Here is a 22,640-nt window from a genome sequence, read left to right as displayed (position 1 = left end):
GTTTTGATCGGATGCCGGTCAGGGGGATGAGTCTTCCTCCGGTCTGTATCATCGCCTATATTTTCGCATATCCTACGACCGTTCCATGGAAGGATACCACGATGCCCAGTTCAGGATACTCCGCATTCCCCAGGACGCCTCTTTTTCAGTGCATTCACTATAATCGCGTTCTTCTGAATCTGAACGGGTCGGAATATGCGGAACGGGGACTCGACAATGAGCGGATCTCGCAGGCATTCGGTCAGAGTCCGCGTAGCGGCTCGTTCAAGGAGAAAATATACTCGCTGTGCAAATACGGGCTCGCGACGAGATCCAGAAGGATACTTCACGTCACCGAACTGGGATTGAAGCTGGCGGATGAGGAGCAGAGGCAGGATGTCTTCGCGGCGTTTTCATCCTACATTCCCTTCCATGACCTGTACGAGAATCTGCCGGCGAATACCCTTCTCGGATTCGAGGATCTGGAGACGGATCTCATGAGACGTACCGGCCTGGACAGACCTCTTGCCAAACGATTCCTACACTGCTTCGCGAAAGGACTCGTCGATATCGGAATGGCCGTGCCGGGTTCCGGGGGCTTCGTCATCAGGGAATCGGGAAGCGGGGAAGACGATGCCGTTGAAAGGATCCCTTCCGATCCCGGGAAAGGGAATGCCAATAATGTTCTGGTCGATCGACGGTTTCTCATTCCCGGCGGTTCCGTGACCGTCCACGTGGAGTCGAAACTGGATTTTGCGGGGGATCTTTATCCGCTGATCGGGGAGCTGGTCAACGCCGGTGAAAGACTGGCGGATAAGGCGAACATGTCGGCGCAGGACGGTGGCAGGATTGTTTCCCGCACCGACGTTCGGATCGGCGGATAGTCGTCTCCCGTCCGTCGTCTATGGGAGCGGCGGCGCTTCGTAGCCTTTCGGCGCGGGATGATTCGCATCGAACCATTCGGCCGCGTTTCGTTTCGCCTGTTCCTCATCCTGATTCCATTCCTTTGCTTCGCGTCCGCACGCGTCGATGGCGAGCGCGCGGGCGAGCCCGTGCATTTGGATGCGGGTGAGCTTCTCTCCTTCGACCGTGTATGAGCGTTTGCGCGGATGCGTCGTGTATTCGTCCCAAATGCTCCGGTTGACGGTGGAGCCGATGCCGCTCAGGCCGATCGTCTCCGCGACGGACTGGTCGGACCAGCCTCCGTACGGCTCGTACGGCTTCGGGTCGATTGTTCCCGTGTCGGGCGGGGTGATGTCGTCGGCCCCGTTCCCGTTGCCGTGCTCCGTATCATATTGGCCGCCGTCCGGCCGGCCTTTCGCCACGTGGCTTCGCCCGGTCGCATCCCTGACCATGATCTGTCTCCTTCCGATATGTTCCGAATTGTCTTCGTCATGCGCGCGACGGCATTCGATCGGGAAGCCCGAGTCGACGGTATTCCCTGGCCGGATTGACGGCAAGCCTGTCGATCGACCGTGCGACCTGTTCCTGCAGAGCGGGACGGTCATGGACCCGTATCGAATAGTCTTCCAGCACGTCGGATAATCCGTATTCGATGTAGTCTGCGCGGCTTCCGCCAATCCCATCCGGGTCGAAGCATGCGACGGCGATGATGAGCCGATTGTCCGAATCCGGTTGGCTTCCGGGTGTGATGTCGGCGGATTGGAGCCAGGGGCGGATCAGTTCGAGAACCCGATCGCATGCATGAGCCGGCAGATCCCGATCCTTGGCGAGCCGGATTCGAATGCGATCCTCGACCATCATGGCAGGTGTCATATCCTGTAGCGGGTTCGGCGGTGTCAGATCCGAATCGACATGACGGATCTTATTCTCCCTGTCGTATTGTCCCCCGTCGGGTCGGCCTTTCGCCACGTGCCTTCGTCCGTTCGCATCCTGGACCATGATTCGTCTCCCGTCATCGAAAATGAATCTCCGTTAACGGATGATCCTATGCCTTCGGGTCGTCCGGGTTTTCTAACAGGCGACGACCGGCCGGCTGTCGACCGTATACTCCCGATTCACATGCACGTGATGCCGGTCGGCGAGCAGATTCTCGGCCTTCCGCCAGAACGCGCCGCGCGTATACGAGTCCAGGTTCGGGACGGGCATATCCAGCCGGTCGACCTGTTCCCATTCCCCGTCCGAGGCCAATCGTTCCAACAGTAGAGGATAGACGGGGCGACGCGACTGGATCCGCCCGTGATCGGACGGAAGGGTCTCCGCATAGCCCGTCAGCCATCGCATACGATAATCCGAACATGTCATGCCAATCCGCATGCGTCACGGCGGACGCATGCATTCCGCCGACACGGACGGATCATCCCGATCCATCCGAATGGACACGAAAGGCCGACCCATGAGTGAGGAATACGATTATTCAAGCCTGCGACCCGACGAGCTGCTGGCCCGCATGGCGGGACTCGCGGTACTGCAGAAACGCATCGACACTGCGTTGAAGGCCATGAAAGCGGAATACCAGCGTGACCACGACGCGGACGCGCCGGGGGAGAACGCGCGCTTCGGCGGACTGGATGCGGCCACCGTCAGCGTGTCCAAGGATGGCGAGGGCCGGTACATGGTCGATGATCCCTTGGCGTACGCGGATTTCCTCGCCCACTACGGGTTCGACTGCGAGGGACAGCCCGCCTATCATACGGTCAACTATCCGACCGTCACCGCCATGGGCGAAGCGTATCTGGATCGTCTCATCCGCGGGCATGGGGGCGCGATCCCCGACGGCGTGTCATGGCATGCGGGCCGCAAGGGCACGGTCACGATCCGACTGAACAAGGGCGTGGCGGAGCGGGCGTTCGACAGGACGCTGCTCGCGGACACGGTCATGGACGCGATCGAACCGGCCGCATCGGTGACGGTCGCCGCCTGACCGCCCATTTCGGAAACCATTCATCAGCAAGACGAAAGGAACAGTCATGCCACGCAACAATCTTGAAAAGCACGGGCCCCGCCCGTTGAAGGCCGCCAAGCGGTTCGAACGCAAATGCGGCCGGATGCGGTACGAGACGCCAGTGGATGCGAACATCGCACTGGGCGGCATGCCGGACGGGATGATCGCCCGCAAATGCCCCAACTGCGGCGGCTACCATCTGCTTCACGCGGGCGAACGTCTCGAATCCCGACGGGGGAGGCGCGCATGAGCGGCTTCCACATGAAATCCCGGCGTGAAACCCGCCGGATCACCGCGTTCATCGACCCGATACCATTGCCGGTGCGCCCCTCCGGTTCCCCGACCATTCTCCCATTGGAGGCGAATCGGGTCACATTCACGATCGTGGATGAGGGGCGGGGGTTCATGTTCCCGAAGGGTTACATGGTCGAGGTGAACGATCGGGTGCGCGCCTATCCGGATCGGAACAACGGGCCATTGCTCACGCTCACTCTTGATCTTCTGCGCGAGTACGCGAGGTCGAACGGTTTGCGGACCGCCCCGGATCCGCGAACACCGGGATCATGCTGACGGACGCATACAGGATGTCATGAACATGAATCCCATGACCCTGATCCTGATCGCCCGCACCGTGACGATCGACGATCCGCCCGTGGACGGGACGATCGCCTACGTGCAGGTATCCTCCGAATCGGAACGGAAGGCCGGCTTCCACGTCGGCTTCACCGCCCCGGACGGCTTCGAATCGTATGCGCGTGATCTCGTGGCCGGACTGACGGAGGATGCGACGTCGGATTATCCGGATGATCCGACGCTTCCCCACCTGTTCATGCCACGCTACGAGCTTGTGGGCGTGGATGGCCTGCCGGGCGTGGAATGCGCGTGGCTGACGTTCCTGCTCACCCCGTTGAGCGAGGACGGCATGGCCATCGAAACCGTTTCGCCCGACTGGCTGTCCGATGATGCGCGTCGCGGCATGCACACGATCCTGGGAGTGTTGAGGACCGCGGCCGTCATGACGCTCCCCGAAGAGGGGGAGTCATGACCCCGCCCATGATCCGCGACGCGATGTTCGACGTGACCCGCGTCGGCTATGATCCCCTCGCGGTGGATCCGCTGCTCAACGACATCGCCAGCCGGCTTGAACATGATCAGGACATTGATGCGGAGCGTCTGCGCGGCATTCGACTGCCCATGACCCGAGACGGGTATGATCCGGGACAGGTCGATGATCTGCTTGACCGTATCCGCATGGAATGCGAGACCGTATGACGACGGTTCGGCTGAAGTTCACGATCATCCAGGGTTTCACCCCGCTGCCCGAGGATGCGATGATGACGCGTCTTGGCTTCCGTCGGGACAATCGCGGCCTGTGGGAGCGGATCATGCCCGCCGGCCCCGCGGCCTGGCATATGAGCCTTCACACCGAAGTCCGGGCTTCGGATGGCGCATGGGGCATGATCCTCATCGACGACGACAACGGGGAACCGTACGAGTGGGTGAGTCAGATCCCGCCGATCAGGGAACGATTCAGACAAGATATCCTGTCTGAGGCGAAACGGCTTCGAGGTCACGGTCTCACGGGGATTCGGGGCATGGCTTGAACGAGAGGATTCTCGACTTGCTCGAACATGCGACCCGCTACGCGTGGGAGCGTTACTCGACGGACGGCATTCCCGAATGGCGGCTGAAGGCCGACCTGTACGAGGATCTGTCCGAACGTTTCGCCCGCATGCTTGAACACGCGGAAGGCTCGGACATGGATCCGATCCGCGTGTTCCTGCATGGATTGGATGCGGATCTGCTGTGCCTGGATGCGGATGATCCGCGTATCGAATGCCTGACATCCGTTCAACGGACGATCCGGCGCATGCTGGATGAGGATCCGGCCGGAACTCTTCGCCGCCGGCTCCGATCATACGGCTGGACGTGCGAACGGGATGATCGGGGCGAGACATGGAAGCCCGCCTGTCCGGCGGTCATCCGCATTCCGGCCGGCGATCATCCATCCCGCGCCCTGACCCTGGCGCTGCGGCGCGCGAAGATGATTCTCGGCCCGGACGCATGATCCCGGTCACCATCGGAAGAATCCGGCAAAGATCAAGGAGGCCTGTCATGAATGTCGAGGAAATCAACGATATGAGCATCACCCGTCTTCCCGATCCCGAAACCCTGTACGATCTGGGTTTCCGTCGGGATATGAGCGGCGTATGGCTGTACCATAAGCCGATCGGGCCCGAATCATGGGGCCTGCGTTTCGTGGTGGAAATGAATGCCCCGCGACTCGTGGCGGGCGTCTACGATTACGCGACGGGGGATGCGTATGATTGGCGGCATGCATCGCCGGGAATCCGTCGTATTCTGCAGGATGCCCTGTTCGAACGGCTTGCCATGTTCGAGAAACGGGGGCTTGTCCTGCAGGGGGTGTGCGGGATATGAGCGCATGGGCGCCGGGAACCGTACTCCGGGCGAGGAATCGGCATGGATGGGTGTCCTGGTATGAGATCACGGAGATCCTGCCCAACGGGTATGCGACGCTGCGACGGCTACGCACGCGGAATCTTGACTGGGAGGCCGGTCATTGGGGGCATCGGATCATACCCATCCTGACCGGCGGCGACCGGTTCGTGGGTGATCCTTTGATCCGCAAGACGAGACTGAGGGCGGATGGCACCCCGTATACGCTTATTCATGCGGGCGAGCCGGCCGTCATATGGGATGATTCGAAAACCGTTGACCGGAATGGGATGGAGGGTCGAAGATGAACGACGATCTGTTGTCGCGGCTGGCCGCGTCGATCACCGTCGACCAGATCATGATAATGCTGAGGGACGGGGATGGCGTGATGGATGACTTCGTCTGCCACGCCAATCCGACCGGTGGGCAGATCGATCTGATCATCCCCCTGCTGGAGGCCGAGCCGCGTGTCCTGAGATCCGATCCGGCGACGGTCGCCTACCATCTGATCGCCTCCCGGCAATGTTCGCCCCAGCAGCTGGAACGGCTGGCCGGCTGGTGCGACGACATCGGCACGTGGCGGATGCTGGTCGAACAGTATCCCGGCGGAGAGCCGGCCGTCTGTCGGATTGCGGGCGAATGGACGAGCATCCGATATGCGGGGGAGATCCCGGAGAATCTCATGCTGGAATGGGCGGAAAGGATCGTCAGGGAGAGTGACCGGCATGCGGCCATCCGGATGATGTACCGGCATGATACGCCCGAACGGGCGATCCGCATGTTCAACGCGAAAGGCTGGAAGCGCCGAACATGGTGAAAACATCCTGGGAGACGATGCTCAAGGCCCTTGACGCCGACGAGGAGCCATCCGGGGAACAGGTCGATCTGGCCGACAATATTATCGCAGCGGAATCCGCCGGCCGGCCGTTGACCGCGGAGACGTTCGGCCTGTACGCTCAGGGATTGCGCCGCCGCCTGGACCGGATGATCGAACATGCCGCCCGACGACACATGGCCGGTCCAGAAGCGGATGACCGGCGGATCATCCGCTTCTGGACCGGCTGGGAGACCGTCGAATCCCGGTTGAGGCCGATCATCCGCGACGTGGACCGGACCTCCTGCTACGAGGCGGACAAGGCGCGGTTCCTCATGCGCCGCCGCCTCCGGGAACTGGAAGGCGAATCATGCGCGGACTTCGATCGGACCGGCGGCGCATATTGGATTCCCGATCATGGCGAGTGGGAGGACTGGCGGCCGATCGTCGATCATTGCCTGACCGGCCGATGGGATACCGAAACCGCGGTCGGCATTCTCCGGCTTATCATGGACGGCATGGAAGCAGATGCGTGAGCCTCATCCCGTGAAGACGATGGCGTGGGAAGCGAGACAGGACGATGGCGGATACGGCAATCCACACGGAGAAGGACGTGAGACGGATGTTCGACGGAAACGAATGGTGGCTCACTTATGAGGATCCTACGGGCCGTCATTGGGAGTACAAGGTGCAGGCGGAACAGAACGGCTGCATCAAGGATCGAACCGGCTACGGGTATACACTCCGGGATCTTCAGCATCGACGATTCACATTCGTTTGGCGGGACATGTATCCCCTTCTCGAATTCGCGGATGGATCGATGATGATGTACACCCACCGCGAGGATGACGACTCGTTCATCCGACTCACAAGACTGGACGGCGTCGTCGTCTCCGTGCCGGTAGGAAGCATTAAATGGATCGAAACCCGCTGATACCGCCTTCTCCTTTCATACTCAGGGAGAATGCGGCGCTCCGTCTCGCCTACCAGCTGTCCGATGACACGATCTGGCGGCTTCTCCTATTGATCGACGGACGGGTCAAATACACGTCGGTGACATCCATTCTCAACTCCGGGATCGCCGTACCGGGACGACCCGTATCCGAAACCGTGCTCATTTATCCCACGGTACGGGCGTGGAATGCCATGCTGGAACGATCCCGGCATCCGTTAGAGTCGGATGACATCCGCGAATATGCGAGGCTGCTTGGACTGCATGATCCCCAGCCGGGGATTCCTTCGAGCGGGGATGCGGAGCGGCTCTCCTTCGATCTGCTCCGCATCCTATGGTCGGCCGATCCTCGGCTGGCCGCGATCTGCGCCAATCATGTGCTTATCCATGCGGACATCGGACTGTTCGCCCCGCCGGCGGACAATCCGAACGGAATCGCATCGATCCTGACCGATGACCGGTTCGACGAATACGCCGACGCGTGCGTCGAACGACTGCCGGGAGGGCTGACGGATCGGGAACTGTCGAAAAACAGGACCGTATACTCGAATTGACTCCTTTTTGAAATAGTCGAAGACTTATATGCAGTAGGACGGACGCATGTGTCGTCATGAATCATCGCAAGGAGATTGAAGTCATGGGAATATTCGAAAGACTCAGACGAAAGAGCGCGCTGAGAAAGGCATTGACCTTGGACGAGGCTTCGGAGCGAATTGGAATCGCCCCTCATCTGCTTCGTCATGCGGTTGACATCGGGGATCTGCCAATCTTGTCTTCGACCCCGCTGCTGTTTGACCGTGAATCATTGGATTCGTATGGGGAGCATGTGCGACAGCGACAGAAGGCGACATCGGATTTGCTGTCGTTGGTGGAGGAGCAGGAGCATGGCTGGCCCGATCCGAGCATTTCTTGATACGAATGTCCTTTACGGGAATCCATCCCTTGACATTCTCCTTTCGATGTCCGATGCCCCGTATCGGCTTCTGACTCCTTTATGGAACGAACATGTGTTTATGGAACTCGGTCATCATCTTCCCGAACGACTTAAGGATTTAGATCGTCGCGAGGGTATCGAGCTTTCGGATACCGAGGCATCCCGCAAAGCACGACGCCGTCTGACGATGATGCGGCGGGCATTCCCCGATGCGATGGTCGTCATGGATCCTCTGGAGGACTATCCGGATTCCCTGACCTATGATCCGGATGACAAAGCGATCGCGGTAGGAGCCATATCCTCCGAAGCGGATGTGCTCGTCACCGAAAATCTGAAGCATTTCAACGTTCCGGCGATTCGCGCATTTCATCCATTGATCGTTCAGAACGAGGCCGATTTCCTTATGGAAAGATTTCGGGAGAATCCGAGTCTAATGAGGGAGGCCTTAATTGATATGTGTGATCGTCACGAACTGCCTCCCCGAAGTCTCCGTGAATTGACCTTCATGATGAGACGACAGACCGAACTCGCCTCTTTTGCGGATCTATTGGAATCCGATGTCCGTGACCGGTATCGGAGGGCGATTGGTTCGATGTTCCACACATCTCAATCCGGACAAGGGCGTGATCGACTGGGACGCTTCACCGCATCGGTTCATGGCATGGATTCCGATTTGGAGCCTCCAGGCGACTGGTGGGGGCCGTTCGGCAATGGTCCGGATATCTGAAAGCAATCCCCGGATCGAATGCGATTCTTCCCGGTCTCATAATTCCGGTCGTCTACGATCGCGGACGCATGAGCCGGGGCATGAAGACTACGGATGGACTGTCAGAGGATTTGTTCGAATGGTTCCGGCTCATGTTCCCCCCGGATGTGAGCCGTCGAATGACGGAGGCGTGCATCGACGACGGCACGGAGCGCATGCTCCGCCACGGCGCAGCCGACGCGAACACGTACAGGTGGCGCGGATGCTTCAGCCCGCAGAACTGGCTGACGGCGCATACCGGGCTGACGAAACGGCTCATCGAAACCGGCCGCCCATGGCTGCGCCACATGGAGAAGCATCCGCTGGATGATCCCGATTCGGCATGGGATGCGATCATCGATCTGCAGGCGGAACGTCAGCGATCGCATTTCGCGCAGGTCACCTCCTGCCCGTACTCGGACGGGCACACATGCTCGCGCCCGTATCTGAGAGGCGAGAACGGGCGTCTCCGCTTCCAGCGGCTGATCCGCGAAACGGTCGAGGAGTGGGGGCTGGAGCCGAGTCTCTGCTCCTGCGATCCGGACATGTTCACGTACGAGGATCCTGACCCGTTCGCGGAAACGTCGGAATATCCGACGAAACCGGATGCGCGGGCGACCGGCTGGCTGCGCATGATGCTCGACCGGAACGCGATGCTCCGCGACGAGCGGGGGCATGCGCCGGGGAAGGAATGCTGGCGGGAGAATCCGCCGGTCGAATGCCATACGACCCGCGGTCTGCTCGTGTTCGTCCTCATGGACGGCACGCTGCTCGGCAGCCCGATCCCCGATCTGCTCCCCGAACCGAAGCCGATGGAAGGAGACGGGACATGGATGTTCTAAACCGCTACGACCGGCTGACACGCGAATTCCATATTCGACTGGATCGGCGCAGACATGCGGGCCGGATCGGCAGGCCGGGCGCATTCCGGCATCCGCCTGAAGGATGGCATTCGTATCTGCTTGTGCTGACCGAAGACGCGACGGCGGAGGATGAGATCATCGGATTGCGAGACTATCGCGACGAGCAGTGGCATGACGGTCTGTGGATGGCCGACGTCATGTTCCCGGAGGATCTGCACGACGTGCTCTGCTACGGCGGCGCGGACGCGGTGGGCGGACGATACTGGACGATCGGCGACCGGATCACGGGAACGGGGGACTGACCGTGGCATCGGGTTCGCCGAAGAGGGAACTGTTCTCCACCGATTTCGGCCGGCTGCTGCTTGAAGCCCGCGGACCGTATGCGATGACCGGCTCATGCCGGACAGGGTGAACGGGACCGGTCTGGGCGATCATGCCGATGATCACCGGGATTGAGAACGTCCGGCGGGGATGACGGGTCGGAATCCGTCATCCCCGCCGGACGTTCTCGTTCAGGCTGCGTTCCGTCCCATCCGTTGTCTTATGACCGTGATCCGTGGTTTCGCCCATCGGATCAGACGGATCGTCAGCCATGCGATGCCGCCGCCGATGGAGGCGAGCATTTCCAATGCGTATTCCCCGAAGGCGCGGAGCGTCTCGTATGGATGCCACAGCCAGTCGAGTATGGTGAGCAGCAGGGGAATGAGCATGACCGTGAGGAGGATGATCGGCCACCAGCCGACGTGATCCGCGTACGGGGCGAACCATTGGCGGATGGCGTCGAGCAATAGGATGATCATGGTCTTCGCCCATCGGATGATGCTCGGGGTCTTATCCCATGTGAGGCGGGTGATGAGGACGGCGAGGGCGAGCAGGATGCCCTGGCGGATGCGTTCACTGATTTCGTACATGATTCAGTTTCCTTTCCCTGCGAGGTCTATCGAGTATTCGGTGATGTCGCCGGCGAGCCGCATGCGGATGCGATGGCAGGCGAGGGTGACGGCGGCATTGTGCTGCGTGTAGGAGGGGCGGTCGATGAGGCTGAGTCCGAGGATCCTGGCGTGTCTGGCCCGTCTTTCGTATTCGCGTTCGTCGTCGGGGTCGAACGGATCGTAGGGCGGTTCCGTCGTTTCGGGCATTCCGGTCGGGAGTCTTCCGTTCGCGTCGCGCATTTCGTCGATGAGCCGGTTACGGCGGATCGGTTCGATCAGCGTGTCATAGGTGTCCTGGTCGCGGAGCCAGAGGAACGTGATCCCGCCGATCCACCACGGGTCCGGCCCGTCATCCGGGTCATAGTCCCGGTTGTGGAGGTCGCGGAGTTCCGCATGGTTGGCGAGCAGCCATTGCGCGTCCCGGTCGAGGCTGGCGAGCCATGTACGGGATTGCTCCCATGCGGTGAGGCTGGGCGGATACCGGTCGTCGTTCTCCCAGCGTCGGATGGTGCTGACGCTGGTTCCGGTCTCCTTGGCGGCCTGTTCCTGGCTGATGCCGGCCTGCTGGCGGGCGGCCTGGAATTCGATGCCGTCCCGGTAGAGTCGTTCCCTGAGCCGTTTGCGGTCGTTGCGGAGCCGGTCGGCGGCGAATACGGCGAGCCGTTCGTATTCGTTCGGGTCGGTGACGGCGTCAATCGCATGGTTGAGGTCGCGTAAGGGGAGGCCGGCGAGTCGTTCGAACTGCTCGCGCGGCCGTCCGTTGGCGTTGGGGTCGTCGGCCCATGCGCTGACCTTTCTGAGATCGTCGAGAATGGTGTGGTCTTCGGTCAAATGCCGCTCCTTTCGGAATCATCATCATGGTCGCCGGGCGTCTATGCGCCGGTGAACGGTCGCCGTTCATGAACGCATAGTGGATGGGCGACGCATATGATCCGACGACATTCCGAAAGGAGCGAAGCGCATGGAACCCAAGGCGGAATTCCGCACCATCACCCCGCAGGAGGCGAAACGACTCCTCGCCTCCAACACGCACAACCGCAATCTCAAGGAGCAGGCCATCCGCCGCTACATGGCCGACCTGAAGGCCGGACGGTGGAAGGTCAACGGGGAGGCCGTCAAAATCGCCGCCGACGGCACCCTGTTGGACGGGCAGAACCGGTGCGAGGCGAGCGTGCGCACCGGACTCCCGTTCACCACACTCGTCGTCACCGGACTCGACCCCGAAACCCAGTCCAGCATGGATCAGGGAGTCAAACGCACCAACGCGGACGCGCTCCGGCTCGAACACGGGTATTCGAACGCGACCGCGATCGCCGCGGCCGCCCGAACCGACCACACGTGGAGCGAATACGGGGCGGAAAGCGCGTTCCGTCAGGGCGGCGCCTACGCGATGAGCGGCGGCCAGACCCTCGAATGGGTGGAGACGCATCCCGGCATCGCGGATGCGGCCGAAACCGCGAAACGCGTCTACGGCCGCTGCGGCGGACTCCTCCCCGCAGCCCATCTCGCCGTGCTCATCCAGCGCTTCCGCGAAATCGACGAGACGGACGCGGACGCGTTCCTCGAAGCGTTCGCCACCGGCGCCGGACTGGATGCGGACAGTCCCATCCTCACGGTCCGCCGCACCCTGGCCGACATGAAGGGGAAAAGGGTCGATCCGCGCGTCAGGGCGGCGATCATGATCAAGGCGTGGAACAAGTGGCGGCGCGGCGAATCCTGCCAAAGGCTCGGCTGGCAGCCCGGCGGCAGCCGGCATGAGGCATTCCCCATCCCAAGATAAGGGGATGCGATCATGTGGATCATTCCGCTCATGGCCGGCTGGCTGTGGTTCCTGACCGTCTGGCTTTGCCGTCTGCCGGCACGCATCGCCTACATGCGAGACCGTATTTGGAGCGAGCCGTCGGATCTCACCGGATTCGCATACATGCTGTCGGGTCTTCCGCTCATGTTCGCCTCATGGCTGCGGGGAGGACCGCATCTGATCGTCTGGTATCCGGCTTTGATCCTGCTGCTGATGCTCGTATGGGCCGTCGAATGGATGCGATCCGATGCGATACCCTGGCTCATGGCCGAATCCGTCAGGGATTCGCCCCGACTCAGGTTCTACCGGTTCACGATCGAATGGGTGCATGACCTGCCGACGTTCATGTTCATGATCGTTTCGACCGTGCTGACCGTCTGGAATCTTTCAGCGAAAGCCAATGCGATCCTTTGACCATAAGAATCCCGCCGACGATCAGAAGCAGAAGCAGGACGATGATCCGACCGCACCATGGGAACGCATCCCAGCCGGGGGCGAACTGGAGAATGTCGATCACGGCCTGAATGCCGGTTATGACGGACAGGATCAGCAGCAGGATGCCGGCCCTTTGCGACCCCCATTCGGCCCTCCGGCCGTTCTCGTCGTCATACAGTCCGACGGCCTTCTCGTATCTTTCGTACAGGGCATCCAGATCCGGGGATGCGATCCGATACCGGCGGCGAAGATCCTCGAATCGGGCGAATCGGCTCCGGTAGGAGATCATCCGATGCGGATCGGCATTCTCCCGCCATAGAAGCCGGCTCGTCTCGTCAAGCATGTCCTTTTCGACCGCCTGCCCCATGATGCGAATGACGGCTTCGGTCAGAACATTCGGCAGATCCGCATCCGTGACATCGCATTCGGGGCCGTCATCCAGCCGGAAGACGGAGGGGCCGTCGGTCTTCATGTCGACCCGAAGGATACTCGCGCTTTCCATGTGGGAGAACATTCGATCCTGGGTGAAGGCGGGCGCATGCGGATCGGAGGCGGATTGGAGACCGTAGGCGCCTTCCCGTCTTGGGAGGAGCATGACGAGATATCCCGCATTGGTTTGGAACGCCCATTCGTCCCCGTATTTCATGACCGTCATCATGTCGTCATCGGATATGACTTCGACGTTTCCGGCATCCCTCATCGACGGCGGGTCGACCGGGATCGTCGCGGCCGAATATGATCTGATCTCCCAGTACAAAGACATATGGGAAGGGTATTGCGAATCCGAATCCTCCGCATGCCGTGGGTCAACCCGTGAGAACGGCGGACGCATGAGCCGACCGTTCCGGGGATGGGCTCCGGATGGGAACGGGAAGGATGACGGTCATGACGGTCGACGAACTGCTGGCGAAGCTGCTGCTCGCGAAGGCGGAGTACGGCGGGAACGCGAAGGTGCTGGTGTGCGCGGATGATGATGAGGATGATCTCCCGTATCATAAGACGTTCGGCCTGTCATGGCATCCGACCGTGGACGATGACGGCTCCTACTGGCCGGAAGGCACGGACATGGCCGACGGCCCGCTGGAGAATACGGTCCTTATCCTGTGCGACTGAAAGGCGGCGGATCATGAACGGGTATTCTCGCGAACGGTATTGGACTTTGGCGCGGCTGATCGGCGGGGACGCGTGCATGCTGGAAACGCTCACGGCGGCCGGACCTTTGCGCGCGTTCACGTTCGACGGGCGTCGGCCGAATGGGATGATCCCCGGCTGGCGACCGTGCTCAGTATCCCTGCAGTCGGATGCGGTCAGGCCGTCGGATCTGCGGATGATCCTCCACCCGTACGGGGAGCGTGACAGGGATTGGGCGTACGATCTGGCATGCGACGGCGACTGGACCGGCATTGACGCCCTTGACGAGGATGACGTGGATGAGACCGGCATTCTGTACGACATGTGCCATCCCGATCCGGGTGAAATCGACGAATGGATTGGGCATCGGCTTTCCGGCGCGTCGGAGGATGATCGGGACATGATCTCCTGCATGCTGTCAGCCTGGCTGCGCGACCATCATCCGTTCGCCGACTTCGACGAACGGGGTCTTCTCCTGCACGTGGAGTCGCCGACCGGCGGGAATCGCATACTGTTCCATCTTTGCGCGGAGACCGCCGTTCCGGTCGTCACCGTGTTCGACGAACATGCGAGCGTGCGCATGAGGGTCGGCGAGCGCGGGAATCTTCAGCATCTGCTGGATGATGCGCTGCGAATGCTTTGAAAGGCGGCGCATAGGCGCGGAAAAGGGTTATGTGTCCGATCGTAGGGAAAGGGCTGGTTTTCATATGGGTCATGGCAGGCTGTTCGGGCGTCTTGCGCTGGTTTCGTTTCTGCTGGCGTGCGGTTCGCTGACCGCGGTGGGCGGCGCGGTGATCGCCCGGTTCCTGTTCCATATGCGGATCATGTGGGATACGACGCTCGCATCCGTGTGCATGGCGGTCCCGTGGCTGCTGCTCGCCGCCCTGCTGGCGATCATCCAGTGGATGCTCGACGGGCGGCGGCATGATGCGGGCGAGCCGGGCCGAACCTCCCATCGCCGCCACTGAACGGTCAAAAAGAACGGGGGCGGGATTCCGCGCATGATATGCGGAATCCCGCCCCCCCGTTCTCTCGACTGTCAGTCGTTGACGTTGCGTCGGATCGTCAGCAGGATCATTGCCAGGCCCGCCAGCATGATCATGCCGAGCATGACGGGACCGATCGGCGCGCCGGTTTCGACCAGCCTTTCGACGGTCTTCGAATCCTTGCGAGTGTTGTTCGTCTCGTCCGTCTTCCGCCGCTCGGTCTGCTTCGACGGGTTCCGGTTCGAATCCCCGCCATCGGCTTCCCCCGCGGCCGGCCTGCCGTCGCCCCCGTTTTCGGCCGGGGTTTTCTCCCATTGGGCGGACAGAATAATGATCGCATCGGCTTCCGCCGTAAGGTTCCGTACGGTCGCCTTATTCCCGATCACAGTGCCGTCCGCGGTTTTCCATCCGGCGAACGAATATCCGTCTCGGGCGAGGATGTTGGCGGGAAGCCGGATCTCCCTGCCGTAGGCGACGGCGAGATCATCCATGCGCCCGGTCGCATCCTTCGCGTTCCCGTCGAAACGGATCATATAGGAGATCGGCCTCCACCGGGCGGTGAGCGTCAGATCACCGGTGACGGTGATCCCGGCCCCGGATTGGAGCATGGTGTTGTCACCGGTCCTCCACCCGTCGAACATATAACCGGTACGCCGGTACGCGTTGTCGGGGATTGTCAGCTTTTCGCCGTAGGTTCCGGTGATCGGCGTCATGCCGCCGGTCGTATCCTTCGCACCACTGTCGAAGCTCACCTTGTACCGGTTGGCCTCCCATACGGCCGTGAACGTGAGCGGACCGGTCACGGTGACCTGCTCTCCCGGCTTGTGGACGGTTCCGGTCGTATCCTTCCACCCAATGAACGAGTGGCCGGTGAGCCGGAACCCGTTGTCGGGCAGGATGATGGTCTTCCCATAGGTGGCGGTGATATTGGCGGTGCTGCCGGTCGCCTTGTCGGAGCCGTTCCCGAACCCGATCACGTACTCGTCGGCCTTCCACTGGGCGGTGAACGTCATACCGGTGGTGACGGTGATCCTGTCGCCCGGCTGTCGGATGGTCCCGGTCATATCCTTCCATCCGGTGAACGTGTGTCCGGCGAGCCGGTATCCGCTGTCGGGCAGTGTGACGGTTCGGCCGTGTTCGACATTGACCGGGGTGACGGTGCCGGTGGTTTTGTCCGCGCCCGGCTCGAACCTGACCGTATACTCGTTGATCTTCCATATGGCGGTCAGCGTCAGATCATTGGTGACCTTGATCCTGCTGTCGGGCAGATGGGTTGCTCCGGTCTGATCCCTCCAACCGGCGAACGTGTACCCTTCGAGCCGATACTTGTTTTCGGGGACGGTGAACGTGGTCCCATAGTCTACGGTCTGATCGGCCATACTACCGGTCGCAGCATTGTTGCCTTTGTCGAATCGGATGGTCTGCCGGTTCGCCTTCCACACGGCGGTCAACGTGACCGTTTCATCCGCCTTGTCGGCGAGCGGATCATGTTCGCCCGGCTGGATGATCCGACCATCCGCCAGTTTCCACCCGGCGAACGAGTAGCCGGTGCGAGTGAACGACGCAACCGGAATCATGGTCCTGCCGTCCAGGTTCGCGATGATATCGTTCATGCTGCCGGTACCACCATTGCCGTCGAATCGGATCGTATACGTGTTCTTCGCCCATTGTGCGGTGAGCATGATGTTCTTGTCCGTCGGACTAATCACATCGCCGGGCTGATAGCCGGCGGTAGGCCGGCTGTTCCACCCGTCAACACTCCAGCCGACCGGCTTCCTGCCGGTCAGCGTGTACTTGACATCGGGAACGGTCACGGTCACATCCCGGTACATTCGGATGATCGGCATGCTGCCCATCACGTTGCCGGCACCCGGATCAAAGGACAACAGGCCGGCCTCCGTTGCGGTCGGGGCCTTCACTGTCTCGACCTTCAGCGACTTGATGGGGAACGACCCGTATCCGTTGACCCAGTTCACCTTCGACGTGTACACGTGACTCGTGCCGGTCAGATGCTCGCCCTCATACAGGGTGACCTTCAAGCCGTCTGGCACGTTGAGACTGCTGACCTTCCCGTAGATTTTGCCGAGCTGATCCGCACCATTGTAGATGCCGACGTTGAACGTGACCTTGTTGCCGACCCCGTAGTCGGGGCCGTAGATCTGATCGTAGACGGCGACCTGACGACTATCCGTAAACGTGGCCGAACCGATCTGACTTGGAAGTTTGCCGGCCTTGTAGGCGATGGCTTTGACCGTAAGAGGACTCGATGTGATCGGAATGCCGCCGCCCGTGTATCGGATGCCGTTGCCGATCGACGGGTCGCTGCCGTCCAGCGTGTAGTAGATGTCCGAATTGATGTTCTGATCGGTGATCATGAACGCCAGCCGACCGTCATCGGTCTTCACGCCATGCACGATCGGACGCAACGCGGCGCTCGCGGTCTTGTGGTCGGTGGGGGAGAGGGTGAACTGGAGGCTGCCGCCCCGCCAGTCCAACGTGTCCACGTGGGCGGTCTTCGGCGTCGTCTCATACCCGTCGAGCAGGATCGTGATCGTCGCCGGCGGCAGATCCTTCAACGTGGCTTTCCCGTAGGAGAGTTTCACGTCATATGGTTGCCTGCGCGTGTCATCCGGTGTCACCCGTACGGTCGCCCTGTCCACGTTGGTTTTGTCCGTGGCGGAGACCTGAATGTTCACGTCCGCCGTGGTCTTCACTTTGGCGGCCGGGGATGGGTTGACCCGGCTGTCGTAGGCGACGATCGTATGCTCGGGCAGCTGTTTCGGCGTATCGACGGCGAACGTGCCATCAACGGACCATGCGATCTCCTTGCCGTCACTCAACAGCATGTACCCGGACACGGCGGCCGCCTCCCTGGAATCGGTTGGATAGGAGGCTTTGACGGTGAGCTTCCCGTCCGCGGTCCGACCGGTGGTGAGCGTCGGCGCGGTGGTCTGCTTGTCGAATGGGACGGCTCCGTTGATTTCCTTCGCGTCCGCGTCGATCGAATACAGTTCGACCCGATTCTCGAGTTTTGGATACTTGGCGGTATACGTTTTGGTTGTTTCGGTGACGGTCATCCCGTACCGGCCCATGACCTCGCTCATGTCATACCCCAACGCATCCGAGTAGGCGCGTGCCGCCGCATCGTAGACTCCGCCGACGTTATTGTATTTGCCGGGGTTGCGGCGCACCTGCCGGTAGACGGCTCCCAATCCACCGTATTCGTTGACCTGGGCGGCGAGTTCTTTTGTGTACCCGGAACCGTTGTCGTAATCGTAGTTCGAGTAGTCGTACTGGTCGAACCAGTGGAGCGTGTTGAATCGGGCTGTCACGTCATACCAGATGTCACCCCACTTGGATGCCGTCTCCGAGTTCGAGAGCCGGTCGTTCACGTATTGGGTGAGCTGCTTCTGCGCCGACAGCACGCCGGAATGGTAGACGCCGGTCGTGAATTTCGCCCCGTCGTCCGTCTTCGTGATGCCCGCGTTACGGCGACCCCACATGCTGATGAGATTGTTCGTCTCCTCCGTACGGGTCAACGGCGCGATGTCGAGCATATGCCCGAACTCATGATCGTTGCCCCAACCGTGCGAGCCATCCACGCTTGCGGCGACGCCGGGGAACACGCTCTCCGGCAGATGGTACATCGTATACCATGCGAACATGGTCGACGGGTTCGTCAGATTCTGCGTCAATTCCAGCACGATCCTCATCCGGGTCGGCTGCTGTCTGACGTCCGTATCATTCGCATCGAAGCCGAGAACCTGATCGAAGTAGGCGAGACGATCGGTCGACACCTTATAGACATTGTTGATCCAGTCCGTCGCCTGCTGCTCGGTGGTGATGTCCTTCAGCACGTCCACGAGCTTCGCGGCACGCAGCTCATACACCATGCGTCCCACGGTGATCGCGGTCGCATCCATACCCAGATCCGGGTTCGTGTTCAGCTCGCCGGCCTTCGTGTCGACGCCCCTGGCCACATAGTCTCGCAGCTCCCGCACGTACCGCCAGAATGCCGCCGGATCATCCGGATCGTATTCGTAGATCGGATATCGGCCGAGGGATGGCTTTCCATCTGAACCGTTCTCATTCTCGACGGTGATCGTGGCCTTGTCGCCGCCGTCGTTGCGAATGTAGAGGACTTGACCGACCTGACGGTTGGTCGTATCGTATTCGATCTCGTTCACGCCCGCCTTGAGGATGCCGCCGTCTACGGCGCGAACCTGCGCGTAATTGTTCTCATCGACCCGGCCGACCTGACGGTGCACCCATGTGACGTTCGGCCGCGCCGCATCCGTGGCCAGCGTGAGCCTGAACCTGGCTTTGATGCCGGGGCGAATATAGTAGCCGGTCCAATCCGCGTTCTCGAACTGGAAGCTCTGCTGGGTGCGGTTCCTGTCGGTGTCCTTGCTGCCGATCGTGGACAGGGTGATCACGTTCGACCCGGTGTCCGTCGGATCGTCGGCGAGCGCCGGTGTGGCGGGGAGCAGGATGGCGAGCATCATCGTGATGATCAGGGGGATGGGGGATGGTCTGCGCATAAGCCGGCCGTCTTCCTTTCAAAACAGGCTCCGTTTTCTGGACGGGAAGCCTATGCGGTATTGGGACGCATACGGGATGATATGAACTGGCTTGAATACGTGATCGACCTGCTGGGACTGCTGGTCGCCGTGATCGGATTCGTCACCGCATCCCATCCCAGGGTCAGATGGCTTATGCTGACGCTCTCCGTCCTGTGGATGGCATTGGCGCTGGTCGAAACCGGCGCGGCCGTGACGACCGGACTTGGCTCCCCGATCCGCCCGCTCCAATGCGTGACCGTCGCCGGACTGGCGGTCACGCTCATGATTCAAGGCGTGCTGATCCGTCTGGATCATGGGCGACGCTCCTACCGGGATGATCTCGCCCATGACATCGCCAACCTCGCATTGACGCGGATCGCCACCGAACACTACCGGAAACTGATCGGTGGAAGCATCCGCCTGGGCGTGGCGACCGCACTGGATGACGAGGCGTATGGGATCGTCGGCCGGCATGCGAAGGACGCCCGATCATCGGAGGAGTCGGATGAAGCGTAGGTATCTGATCCTGCGGACCGAACCGCATACCGTGCTCGTGTTCGACGACAAGAAAACCCGCGACCTGTATTGGAATGCCCACGATCGGAAGGCATGGTGGATCGACCAGCTCGTCGCCCGGGAGGAGATGATCCGGGCGACCGGACTGCCATGGAACACCCCGATGGGCGAGATCGTCGACCGGTATCTGACCGATCATCCCGATCGTGATCTGCGCGGACGCATGCCGGACGGAAAATGAAAGGACGACAGCATGACATTGCCGAAACCCATCCCCGACATGACACTCGACCGGGCCCATGACTCCTTCAATCTGGGTGATACGAGCGCGCATGCGACCGCGGAGACGCGGATCGAGGATGGAACGATTTTCATCCACCTGCTCACCGTCAACGACAGAGGCGTGCGCCGTGAATGGAAGATCAAAGTGGACGGTGATCTCATTTCGGTCGGCTCCGACCGGGACAACGGGCGGCCGGAACAGTCCGACGGCTTCCATCCCGAATGCGACAATCTCGACCTCATCTAGGAAAGGAATCACATGGAGAAACCGATTTACGTGGAGGCCGGCCAGCTGGTCGACGCCTCGTTCAGCCCGCACACGACCGTCACCTACCGATTGAAGGAGAGGGCCGCGGTCGGCACGCGCACCGTCATCATCCCCAACGGATTCACGCCCGAGGAAATGAAACGGATCGGCGGGGCGATCGGACGCGAATTCGACGAGCCGGAACAGGACGCGGAACCGGATGAGACGATCATGCGGGACACGGCTCGCGCCTTGTACGAGCATATGTCCGACTCGGACACCCCGTGGAAAGAGCTACCCGCATGGGATCGGAAATTCTGGATCGAGTCGGTCCGCCTGGTGTGGCGGATGATGCGATGATGGTCTACTATTCCACATGGGCTGATGCCATCCCCTCGCCATGGAACCCCTTCATCCGGCTGCCTGCCCCTTGCGCGGGTCTTGCCATCATCATGTTCGGGATCATGCTTCATCCGGGCACGGGAGGCGACGATACCCGCCAAAGGAAGGTGTTCACGCTGATCTCCGGCATGGTGGGGGCCGCACCGCCAGCCGGATGCGCGACGTGTTCCTACGGATCGCCGAACAGGCCGGAAAGATGAACGACGGAAAGGACAACGCGTATACGATGAGGCTCGCACAGGCGGGACATATCGGCGACGGGAAGCCGGCGAAGGCCGACACGGTCATTTCGCAGTATACGGATGATCGGGAGGACGGGATCGGCCATGAGCTGATTCTTCCGCCTGACATCCGGTCCGCCGTCGACCGGTTCCTCACCGAACGCGATCATGCGGATGCGCTCGCCGCGCACGGTTTGAACCCCGCGTCGAAATTCCTGATGACAGGCCGGCCGGGCACGGGCAAGACATCCCTTGCCGCGCTGATCTCCCGCCGATCCGGCCTCCCGTTGCGCACCATCCGACTGGATCGGCTGCTGAACGGATTATCGGGCAAGACGCTGGAGAACATCGGCATCCTGTTCGACCGGATGCGGTTCGTTCCGTGCGTCCTGTTTCTGGATGAGGCCGACTCGCTGCTCTGCTCCCGGCGCGGCCGGGATGACGTGAGCGAGATGCGTCGCGCCACGAGCCTGCTGCTGCAGCGGATCGACGACTGGAATCCGATGGGGATTCTCATCGCCGCGTCGAACATGCCTGAACTATTGGATCCGGCCATGTTCCGCCGATTCGACCTGCGCATCAGCATGCCCGCCATGACGGGGAATCTGGCGGAGGAGATCATCATGCTCCGGCTTGATGAGATCGGCATGAGGCTCGACGGCCGGCATTTCGAGAACGCGTACGAGTGGGGGAGCCGGCTCACCCCCGCTTTGATCGTCCGGACGGTGGATGGTCTCGCACGCGAGACGATCATCCGCGGCGGTGATGTGATCGACGTGGATGAGCTGGGCCGCCGGTTCGGACGGCTTGCCGCAGGTCAGATGCGCGACGAATGATAATACCGTTCCACGTCCCGCGGATACGAATCGCCGCCGCAGAAATCGCAGTCCGGGCAATGGCGGCGCCCGCAGAAGTCGCAGACATCGAAATCATCGCCCGTCAGCCCGTCCGGGCATGACCGGTGACCGCAGCATCCGCATTCGGTCAGACAGTCGGGACAATATTTGTCATCGTAATGGGAGTGACCGGATTCGTCGCATTTCGTCAGATCCCTTTCCGCGCAGTCCGCGCAATACACGGCATCGCATGCCTCGCACTGGTCGAACGCATCCTTCTCCCCGTCGATGATGATCCCGCATTCAACGCATTCCATGACCGTCTCCCGTTCCCCTTCCGCCATGTTCGCCGGACGTTCCGACGGACGGCTCATGCGTCCGCCGGAACGAATACGGGAATGGGCGACACGCCTCATGTTCGAGGCGTGTCGCCCATTCAGAGCGTGTTCAGCCAATCCTCCAGATCCCGTCTTCGGACCCGTTTCGTCGTGGACGTGAGCGTGAACGTCTCCAGATCATGCCGGTCGGCGGCATGACGCAGTTCGCGTACGGGCAGGCCGGCCAGCCATGCGGCCTCCGGGAGGGTGAGCGTAAGACGCTCCTGAATGGGAACCGGGTTTTCAATGCTCATGCGCCACGC

Annotated in this window: 38 protein-coding genes; 29 read left to right on the top strand and 9 right to left on the bottom strand. The window is 61.2% G+C overall.

The genetic code is table 11. The features are described from left to right. The first annotated feature begins 101 nt into the window (after window positions 1–101). Window positions 102–863 carry a hypothetical protein gene (locus JS541_RS07665; RefSeq protein WP_214373859.1) on the top strand — a complete coding sequence of 254 codons (762 nt, stop codon included), beginning with the start codon at window positions 102–104 and terminating at the stop codon, window positions 861–863. Between the two features lie 18 nt (window positions 864–881). Here the strand turns inward: JS541_RS07665 and JS541_RS07660 are convergent, their stop codons facing one another. The 3 genes from JS541_RS07660 to JS541_RS07650 form a co-directional block, all read right to left on the bottom strand. Beyond that, a complete protein-coding gene (locus tag JS541_RS07660; RefSeq protein WP_214373858.1) occupies window positions 882–1,334 on the bottom strand; it encodes a hypothetical protein in 453 nt (150 codons plus the stop codon). Window positions 1,335–1,371: 37 nt separating this feature from the next. After that, the gene (locus JS541_RS07655; protein WP_214373857.1) at window positions 1,372–1,743 is read right to left on the bottom strand and encodes a hypothetical protein; all 372 of its coding nucleotides are present in this window, start codon (window positions 1,741–1,743) and stop codon (window positions 1,372–1,374) included. 210 nt (window positions 1,744–1,953) lie between these two features. After that, window positions 1,954–2,223 (bottom strand): hypothetical protein, encoded by a 270-nt coding sequence (locus JS541_RS07650; protein ID WP_214373856.1) that lies wholly within the window; start codon window positions 2,221–2,223, stop codon window positions 1,954–1,956. Window positions 2,224–2,335: 112 nt separating this feature from the next. Here JS541_RS07650 and JS541_RS07645 point away from each other — a divergent pair, with 112 nt between their 5' ends. The 17 genes from JS541_RS07645 (at window position 2,336) to JS541_RS07565 (ending at window position 9,951) form a co-directional block, all read left to right on the top strand. Continuing rightward, a complete protein-coding gene (locus JS541_RS07645; RefSeq protein WP_240539279.1) occupies window positions 2,336–2,863 on the top strand; it encodes a hypothetical protein in 528 nt (175 codons plus the stop codon). Window positions 2,864–2,909: 46 nt separating this feature from the next. Then, a complete protein-coding gene (locus JS541_RS07640) occupies window positions 2,910–3,134 on the top strand; it encodes a hypothetical protein (RefSeq protein ID WP_214373855.1) in 225 nt (74 codons plus the stop codon). Then, a complete protein-coding gene (locus JS541_RS07635) occupies window positions 3,131–3,454 on the top strand; it encodes a hypothetical protein (protein WP_214373854.1) in 324 nt (107 codons plus the stop codon). The genes JS541_RS07640 and JS541_RS07635 overlap by 4 nt, the downstream gene beginning before the upstream one ends. 19 nt (window positions 3,455–3,473) lie before the next feature. Next, window positions 3,474–3,929 carry a hypothetical protein gene (locus JS541_RS07630; RefSeq protein ID WP_214373853.1) on the top strand — a complete coding sequence of 152 codons (456 nt, stop codon included), beginning with the start codon at window positions 3,474–3,476 and terminating at the stop codon, window positions 3,927–3,929. Then, window positions 3,926–4,156 (top strand): DivIVA domain-containing protein, encoded by a 231-nt coding sequence (locus JS541_RS07625; RefSeq protein WP_214373852.1) that lies wholly within the window; start codon window positions 3,926–3,928, stop codon window positions 4,154–4,156. Before JS541_RS07630 ends, JS541_RS07625 begins: the two co-directional genes overlap by 4 nt. After that, the gene (locus JS541_RS07620; RefSeq protein ID WP_214373851.1) at window positions 4,153–4,488 is read left to right on the top strand and encodes a hypothetical protein; all 336 of its coding nucleotides are present in this window, start codon (window positions 4,153–4,155) and stop codon (window positions 4,486–4,488) included. Before JS541_RS07625 ends, JS541_RS07620 begins: the two co-directional genes overlap by 4 nt. Next, window positions 4,485–4,952 carry a hypothetical protein gene (locus tag JS541_RS07615; RefSeq protein ID WP_214373850.1) on the top strand — a complete coding sequence of 156 codons (468 nt, stop codon included), beginning with the start codon at window positions 4,485–4,487 and terminating at the stop codon, window positions 4,950–4,952. Before JS541_RS07620 ends, JS541_RS07615 begins: the two co-directional genes overlap by 4 nt. A 47-nt stretch (window positions 4,953–4,999) precedes the next feature. Further along, the gene (locus JS541_RS07610; protein WP_214373849.1) at window positions 5,000–5,323 is read left to right on the top strand and encodes a hypothetical protein; all 324 of its coding nucleotides are present in this window, start codon (window positions 5,000–5,002) and stop codon (window positions 5,321–5,323) included. A gap of 50 nt (window positions 5,324–5,373) precedes the next feature. Continuing rightward, the gene (locus JS541_RS07605; RefSeq protein ID WP_214373848.1) at window positions 5,374–5,649 is read left to right on the top strand and encodes a hypothetical protein; all 276 of its coding nucleotides are present in this window, start codon (window positions 5,374–5,376) and stop codon (window positions 5,647–5,649) included. Beyond that, entirely contained in the window at window positions 5,646–6,158 is a 513-nt protein-coding gene (locus JS541_RS07600; protein ID WP_214373847.1) for a hypothetical protein, read from the top strand. Before JS541_RS07605 ends, JS541_RS07600 begins: the two co-directional genes overlap by 4 nt. Continuing rightward, window positions 6,152–6,691: a hypothetical protein gene (locus JS541_RS07595; protein WP_214373846.1), complete on the top strand. Its 540-nt coding sequence runs from the start codon at window positions 6,152–6,154 to the stop codon at window positions 6,689–6,691. The genes JS541_RS07600 and JS541_RS07595 overlap by 7 nt, the downstream gene beginning before the upstream one ends. Before the next feature lie 44 nt (window positions 6,692–6,735). After that, a complete protein-coding gene (locus JS541_RS07590; protein ID WP_214373845.1) occupies window positions 6,736–7,089 on the top strand; it encodes a hypothetical protein in 354 nt (117 codons plus the stop codon). Next, window positions 7,071–7,661, top strand: coding sequence for a hypothetical protein (locus JS541_RS07585; protein ID WP_214373844.1), 591 nt, complete (start codon window positions 7,071–7,073; stop codon window positions 7,659–7,661). Before JS541_RS07590 ends, JS541_RS07585 begins: the two co-directional genes overlap by 19 nt. Before the next feature lie 83 nt (window positions 7,662–7,744). After that, window positions 7,745–8,020 carry a hypothetical protein gene (locus tag JS541_RS07580; RefSeq protein ID WP_214373843.1) on the top strand — a complete coding sequence of 92 codons (276 nt, stop codon included), beginning with the start codon at window positions 7,745–7,747 and terminating at the stop codon, window positions 8,018–8,020. After that, window positions 7,992–8,768, top strand: a complete 777-nt coding sequence (locus tag JS541_RS07575; protein WP_214373842.1) for a PIN domain-containing protein — start codon at window positions 7,992–7,994, stop codon at window positions 8,766–8,768. The genes JS541_RS07580 and JS541_RS07575 overlap by 29 nt, the downstream gene beginning before the upstream one ends. 80 nt (window positions 8,769–8,848) lie before the next feature. After that, window positions 8,849–9,628 carry a hypothetical protein gene (locus JS541_RS07570; protein ID WP_214373841.1) on the top strand — a complete coding sequence of 260 codons (780 nt, stop codon included), beginning with the start codon at window positions 8,849–8,851 and terminating at the stop codon, window positions 9,626–9,628. Further along, window positions 9,616–9,951 (top strand): hypothetical protein, encoded by a 336-nt coding sequence (locus tag JS541_RS07565; RefSeq protein ID WP_214373840.1) that lies wholly within the window; start codon window positions 9,616–9,618, stop codon window positions 9,949–9,951. Before JS541_RS07570 ends, JS541_RS07565 begins: the two co-directional genes overlap by 13 nt. Before the next feature lie 210 nt (window positions 9,952–10,161). Here the strand turns inward: JS541_RS07565 and JS541_RS07560 are convergent, their stop codons facing one another. Both JS541_RS07560 and JS541_RS07555 read right to left on the bottom strand, forming a co-directional pair. Beyond that, entirely contained in the window at window positions 10,162–10,560 is a 399-nt protein-coding gene (locus JS541_RS07560; RefSeq protein ID WP_214373839.1) for a hypothetical protein, read from the bottom strand. A gap of 3 nt (window positions 10,561–10,563) precedes the next feature. Further along, the gene (locus JS541_RS07555; RefSeq protein ID WP_214373838.1) at window positions 10,564–11,412 is read right to left on the bottom strand and encodes a helix-turn-helix domain-containing protein; all 849 of its coding nucleotides are present in this window, start codon (window positions 11,410–11,412) and stop codon (window positions 10,564–10,566) included. 130 nt (window positions 11,413–11,542) lie between these two features. On the opposite strand from JS541_RS07555, the gene JS541_RS07550 reads away from it, so the two are divergent. Next, window positions 11,543–12,361, top strand: coding sequence for a hypothetical protein (locus tag JS541_RS07550; protein WP_214373837.1), 819 nt, complete (start codon window positions 11,543–11,545; stop codon window positions 12,359–12,361). A 12-nt stretch (window positions 12,362–12,373) separates the two neighbouring features. Next, window positions 12,374–12,796, top strand: a complete 423-nt coding sequence (locus tag JS541_RS07545; RefSeq protein ID WP_214373836.1) for a hypothetical protein — start codon at window positions 12,374–12,376, stop codon at window positions 12,794–12,796. Here JS541_RS07545 and JS541_RS07540 read toward each other — a convergent pair. Then, window positions 12,732–13,580 (bottom strand): hypothetical protein, encoded by an 849-nt coding sequence (locus JS541_RS07540; RefSeq protein WP_214373835.1) that lies wholly within the window; start codon window positions 13,578–13,580, stop codon window positions 12,732–12,734. The two genes, JS541_RS07545 and JS541_RS07540, sit on opposite strands and share 65 nt — an antisense overlap. 122 nt (window positions 13,581–13,702) lie before the next feature. Between JS541_RS07540 and JS541_RS07535 the strand changes: the two genes are divergently transcribed. From JS541_RS07535 to JS541_RS07525, 3 genes are all read left to right on the top strand, one after another. Then, window positions 13,703–13,930 (top strand): hypothetical protein, encoded by a 228-nt coding sequence (locus tag JS541_RS07535; RefSeq protein ID WP_214373834.1) that lies wholly within the window; start codon window positions 13,703–13,705, stop codon window positions 13,928–13,930. 13 nt (window positions 13,931–13,943) lie between these two features. Then, on the top strand, window positions 13,944–14,591 hold the full coding sequence (locus JS541_RS07530; RefSeq protein ID WP_214373833.1) for a hypothetical protein: 648 nt from the start codon (window positions 13,944–13,946) through the stop codon (window positions 14,589–14,591). 64 nt (window positions 14,592–14,655) lie between these two features. Then, complete coding sequence (locus JS541_RS07525; protein WP_214373832.1) at window positions 14,656–14,916, top strand: hypothetical protein; 261 nt, start codon at window positions 14,656–14,658, stop codon at window positions 14,914–14,916. Between the two features lie 71 nt (window positions 14,917–14,987). Here JS541_RS07525 and JS541_RS07520 read toward each other — a convergent pair whose 3' ends face one another. After that, entirely contained in the window at window positions 14,988–19,475 is a 4,488-nt protein-coding gene (locus tag JS541_RS07520) for an InlB B-repeat-containing protein (RefSeq protein WP_214373831.1), read from the bottom strand. A gap of 81 nt (window positions 19,476–19,556) precedes the next feature. On the opposite strand from JS541_RS07520, the gene JS541_RS07515 reads away from it, so the two are divergent. The 6 genes from JS541_RS07515 to JS541_RS07490 are packed head-to-tail and all read left to right on the top strand — an operon-like array spanning window position 19,557 to window position 22,000. Further along, window positions 19,557–20,012 carry a hypothetical protein gene (locus tag JS541_RS07515; RefSeq protein WP_214373830.1) on the top strand — a complete coding sequence of 152 codons (456 nt, stop codon included), beginning with the start codon at window positions 19,557–19,559 and terminating at the stop codon, window positions 20,010–20,012. Continuing rightward, a complete protein-coding gene (locus JS541_RS07510) occupies window positions 20,002–20,253 on the top strand; it encodes a hypothetical protein (RefSeq protein WP_214373829.1) in 252 nt (83 codons plus the stop codon). The genes JS541_RS07515 and JS541_RS07510 overlap by 11 nt, the downstream gene beginning before the upstream one ends. Before the next feature lie 12 nt (window positions 20,254–20,265). After that, a complete protein-coding gene (locus JS541_RS07505) occupies window positions 20,266–20,541 on the top strand; it encodes a hypothetical protein (protein ID WP_214373828.1) in 276 nt (91 codons plus the stop codon). 12 nt (window positions 20,542–20,553) lie between these two features. Beyond that, the gene (locus JS541_RS07500) at window positions 20,554–20,901 is read left to right on the top strand and encodes a hypothetical protein (RefSeq protein ID WP_214373827.1); all 348 of its coding nucleotides are present in this window, start codon (window positions 20,554–20,556) and stop codon (window positions 20,899–20,901) included. Next, complete coding sequence (locus JS541_RS07495) at window positions 20,844–21,143, top strand: hypothetical protein (protein WP_214373826.1); 300 nt, start codon at window positions 20,844–20,846, stop codon at window positions 21,141–21,143. The genes JS541_RS07500 and JS541_RS07495 overlap by 58 nt, the downstream gene beginning before the upstream one ends. After that, on the top strand, window positions 21,140–22,000 hold the full coding sequence (locus JS541_RS07490; protein WP_214373825.1) for an ATP-binding protein: 861 nt from the start codon (window positions 21,140–21,142) through the stop codon (window positions 21,998–22,000). Before JS541_RS07495 ends, JS541_RS07490 begins: the two co-directional genes overlap by 4 nt. On the opposite strand, the gene JS541_RS07485 is transcribed toward JS541_RS07490, so the two are convergent. After that, window positions 21,982–22,374, bottom strand: a complete 393-nt coding sequence (locus JS541_RS07485) for a hypothetical protein (RefSeq protein WP_214373824.1) — start codon at window positions 22,372–22,374, stop codon at window positions 21,982–21,984. The genes JS541_RS07490 and JS541_RS07485 overlap by 19 nt on opposite strands. Before the next feature lie 62 nt (window positions 22,375–22,436). Beyond that, window positions 22,437–22,631: an excisionase gene (locus JS541_RS07480; protein WP_214373823.1), complete on the bottom strand. Its 195-nt coding sequence runs from the start codon at window positions 22,629–22,631 to the stop codon at window positions 22,437–22,439. Window positions 22,632–22,640 lie beyond the last annotated feature (9 nt).

Source organism: Bifidobacterium sp. SO1 (assembly GCF_018555335.1).
Taxonomy (GTDB): domain Bacteria; phylum Actinomycetota; class Actinomycetes; order Actinomycetales; family Bifidobacteriaceae; genus Bifidobacterium; species Bifidobacterium simiiventris.
Note: the sequence above shows the minus strand (reverse complement) of the source record. Positions and strands in the feature narration are given on the sequence as shown.

Excerpts from the sequence above, each read along its gene's own strand:
- JS541_RS07520 (WP_214373831.1), bottom strand. The coding sequence starts at position 19,475 with ATGCGCAGACCATCCCCCATCCCCCTGATCATCACGATGATGCTCGCC.
- JS541_RS07560 (WP_214373839.1), bottom strand. The coding sequence starts at position 10,560 with ATGTACGAAATCAGTGAACGCATCCGCCAGGGCATCCTGCTCGCCCTC.
- JS541_RS07510 (WP_214373829.1), top strand. The coding sequence starts at position 20,002 with ATGAAGCGTAGGTATCTGATCCTGCGGACCGAACCGCATACCGTGCTC.
- JS541_RS07620 (WP_214373851.1), top strand. The coding sequence starts at position 4,153 with ATGACGACGGTTCGGCTGAAGTTCACGATCATCCAGGGTTTCACCCCG.
- JS541_RS07500 (WP_214373827.1), top strand. The coding sequence starts at position 20,554 with ATGGAGAAACCGATTTACGTGGAGGCCGGCCAGCTGGTCGACGCCTCG.
- JS541_RS07580 (WP_214373843.1), top strand. The coding sequence starts at position 7,745 with ATGGGAATATTCGAAAGACTCAGACGAAAGAGCGCGCTGAGAAAGGCA.
- JS541_RS07515 (WP_214373830.1), top strand. The coding sequence starts at position 19,557 with ATGAACTGGCTTGAATACGTGATCGACCTGCTGGGACTGCTGGTCGCC.
- JS541_RS07545 (WP_214373836.1), top strand. The coding sequence starts at position 12,374 with ATGTGGATCATTCCGCTCATGGCCGGCTGGCTGTGGTTCCTGACCGTC.
- JS541_RS07480 (WP_214373823.1), bottom strand. The coding sequence starts at position 22,631 with ATGAGCATTGAAAACCCGGTTCCCATTCAGGAGCGTCTTACGCTCACC.
- JS541_RS07610 (WP_214373849.1), top strand. The coding sequence starts at position 5,000 with ATGAATGTCGAGGAAATCAACGATATGAGCATCACCCGTCTTCCCGAT.
- JS541_RS07490 (WP_214373825.1), top strand. The coding sequence starts at position 21,140 with ATGAACGACGGAAAGGACAACGCGTATACGATGAGGCTCGCACAGGCG.
- JS541_RS07660 (WP_214373858.1), bottom strand. The coding sequence starts at position 1,334 with ATGGTCAGGGATGCGACCGGGCGAAGCCACGTGGCGAAAGGCCGGCCG.
- JS541_RS07540 (WP_214373835.1), bottom strand. The coding sequence starts at position 13,580 with ATGTCTTTGTACTGGGAGATCAGATCATATTCGGCCGCGACGATCCCG.
- JS541_RS07625 (WP_214373852.1), top strand. The coding sequence starts at position 3,926 with ATGACCCCGCCCATGATCCGCGACGCGATGTTCGACGTGACCCGCGTC.
- JS541_RS07525 (WP_214373832.1), top strand. The coding sequence starts at position 14,656 with ATGGGTCATGGCAGGCTGTTCGGGCGTCTTGCGCTGGTTTCGTTTCTG.
- JS541_RS07630 (WP_214373853.1), top strand. The coding sequence starts at position 3,474 with ATGAACATGAATCCCATGACCCTGATCCTGATCGCCCGCACCGTGACG.
- JS541_RS07665 (WP_214373859.1), top strand. The coding sequence starts at position 102 with ATGCCCAGTTCAGGATACTCCGCATTCCCCAGGACGCCTCTTTTTCAG.
- JS541_RS07550 (WP_214373837.1), top strand. The coding sequence starts at position 11,543 with ATGGAACCCAAGGCGGAATTCCGCACCATCACCCCGCAGGAGGCGAAA.
- JS541_RS07650 (WP_214373856.1), bottom strand. The coding sequence starts at position 2,223 with ATGCGATGGCTGACGGGCTATGCGGAGACCCTTCCGTCCGATCACGGG.
- JS541_RS07645 (WP_240539279.1), top strand. The coding sequence starts at position 2,336 with ATGAGTGAGGAATACGATTATTCAAGCCTGCGACCCGACGAGCTGCTG.
- JS541_RS07485 (WP_214373824.1), bottom strand. The coding sequence starts at position 22,374 with ATGAGCCGTCCGTCGGAACGTCCGGCGAACATGGCGGAAGGGGAACGG.
- JS541_RS07535 (WP_214373834.1), top strand. The coding sequence starts at position 13,703 with ATGACGGTCGACGAACTGCTGGCGAAGCTGCTGCTCGCGAAGGCGGAG.
- JS541_RS07505 (WP_214373828.1), top strand. The coding sequence starts at position 20,266 with ATGACATTGCCGAAACCCATCCCCGACATGACACTCGACCGGGCCCAT.
- JS541_RS07570 (WP_214373841.1), top strand. The coding sequence starts at position 8,849 with ATGAAGACTACGGATGGACTGTCAGAGGATTTGTTCGAATGGTTCCGG.
- JS541_RS07655 (WP_214373857.1), bottom strand. The coding sequence starts at position 1,743 with ATGATGGTCGAGGATCGCATTCGAATCCGGCTCGCCAAGGATCGGGAT.
- JS541_RS07575 (WP_214373842.1), top strand. The coding sequence starts at position 7,992 with ATGGCTGGCCCGATCCGAGCATTTCTTGATACGAATGTCCTTTACGGG.
- JS541_RS07635 (WP_214373854.1), top strand. The coding sequence starts at position 3,131 with ATGAGCGGCTTCCACATGAAATCCCGGCGTGAAACCCGCCGGATCACC.
- JS541_RS07530 (WP_214373833.1), top strand. The coding sequence starts at position 13,944 with ATGAACGGGTATTCTCGCGAACGGTATTGGACTTTGGCGCGGCTGATC.
- JS541_RS07595 (WP_214373846.1), top strand. The coding sequence starts at position 6,152 with ATGGTGAAAACATCCTGGGAGACGATGCTCAAGGCCCTTGACGCCGAC.
- JS541_RS07590 (WP_214373845.1), top strand. The coding sequence starts at position 6,736 with ATGGCGGATACGGCAATCCACACGGAGAAGGACGTGAGACGGATGTTC.
- JS541_RS07495 (WP_214373826.1), top strand. The coding sequence starts at position 20,844 with ATGGGATCGGAAATTCTGGATCGAGTCGGTCCGCCTGGTGTGGCGGAT.
- JS541_RS07565 (WP_214373840.1), top strand. The coding sequence starts at position 9,616 with ATGGATGTTCTAAACCGCTACGACCGGCTGACACGCGAATTCCATATT.
- JS541_RS07600 (WP_214373847.1), top strand. The coding sequence starts at position 5,646 with ATGAACGACGATCTGTTGTCGCGGCTGGCCGCGTCGATCACCGTCGAC.
- JS541_RS07640 (WP_214373855.1), top strand. The coding sequence starts at position 2,910 with ATGCCACGCAACAATCTTGAAAAGCACGGGCCCCGCCCGTTGAAGGCC.
- JS541_RS07585 (WP_214373844.1), top strand. The coding sequence starts at position 7,071 with ATGGATCGAAACCCGCTGATACCGCCTTCTCCTTTCATACTCAGGGAG.